This window comes from Aeromonas sp. MdU4, assembly GCF_041929505.1.
Lineage (GTDB): Bacteria > Pseudomonadota > Gammaproteobacteria > Enterobacterales > Aeromonadaceae > Aeromonas.
The window spans coordinates 1-1189 of the sequence record NZ_JBHFMW010000059.1 but is presented as its reverse complement, the minus strand read 5'-3'; the positions used below and the strand labels follow the sequence as shown (position 1 = coordinate 1189).

Annotated in this window: 2 protein-coding genes; both read left to right on the top strand. The window is 54.8% G+C overall.

What is annotated here, in order from left to right; genetic code table 11:
• Window positions 1-381 (top strand): IrmA family protein (locus tag ACE1BR_RS23100; RefSeq protein ID WP_374874413.1); only part of this gene is annotated, 381 nt, incomplete at its 5' end.
• Between the two features lie 87 nt (window positions 382-468).
• Window positions 469-1047, top strand: a complete 579-nt coding sequence (locus ACE1BR_RS23095) for a hypothetical protein (RefSeq protein WP_374874411.1) — start codon at window positions 469-471, stop codon at window positions 1045-1047.
• Window positions 1048-1189: the final 142 nt, after the last annotated feature.

The window sequence follows — 1189 nt, the reverse complement described above, 5'->3', positions numbered from 1 at the left end:
GCGCAAGAACAACGCTACCTTGCTATCCAGCACACCGACACCGTTTACGCAAACCAAGGCGTCTGTGCATATCACTTCTCTTTAGATAGTGGTGGGGCAGACGAGTTCGGTCATTTGTATATCACGCTGCAGTTTAATGACAAGAAGGGCAAAGCGCTGGCCGAATCAACGCTGGAGGTGGAATCCTTCGGCGGGAGCTCCGCTACTCGTTATGGTGGCGGTTTTACGGAGGTTGATTGCGGACAGGTTGAGCAAGCCAAGTCCATCGCCATTATTCAGGCGACCGAAGTCTTTGCTCATAACCAGGTTACCCGGCTCCCCATCTCCACCTTCACCCCCGAGTTTCATCAACCACTGAAGATCACCGTGGGCGGCAAGTAGCCCACTCAGAAAAAATAAAGCCAAAGGGTGTCACCATCACGGTGACGCCCTTTTTCATTTCCAACCCTTGATGAGGATCATCACCCCATGACACGACATTTCATTATCGGCGATCACTTGGTAACACCGCACTCTGAAGGCCACCATCACGGGATCTTTGTTGGCCATGACCAGGTCATTCACTGTCTACCAACGCCTGCCGGTAATCATTCAGGTCAATTGGCGCTGACCTCCCTGGCTGAATTCAGCCAGCACAATGCCATCGAGGTCAGGCCCCATGCCATGCGCCTGTTCTGTCGAGAGGAGAGCCTGACAAGGGCCTACGCACGGCTCAGCGAAGGTGAACAAGGCCAGCCATTTGCCAGTAGCGAGCAATTTGTTACCTGGTGCATTGAAGGGGTTCAGCATCCCCCCAAGCTGCTGCAGACCGCAGTTGCCACGGTGGTCGCAGCCGAGGTGGCTCGCCATACGCTGGGTAAAGCGGTCACCAGTGCTACCGCAGGGCTTGCTGCCAGTACTCTGGTCACGACTGCTGGCGGTAGTGGTGCCGCTGCGACGGTGGTGTCGATCACCGGCATTGCTTCAGCCCCGCTGTTAGCTCCTCTTGCAGTAGGCGCCGTTGCTGCCTATGGCGTCAGCAAACTCTGGGATTGGCTCAAAGACTGAATCTATACGAGGAGACATCATGACAATTCCTTTTCACCGGGATGGCTTTAGCCTGCTTGTGACAGAGCCACTGCTGGTACTACTCAATCAGGAAGCCGTGAAATATGACTTCGACCTTGAACAACTCACCCGGCTTACCTTC

Bases quoted from the DNA above. Each gene is read 5' to 3' on its own strand.
- ACE1BR_RS23095 (WP_374874411.1), top strand. From the start codon at position 469: ATGACACGACATTTCATTATCGGCGATCACTTGGTAACACCGCACTCT.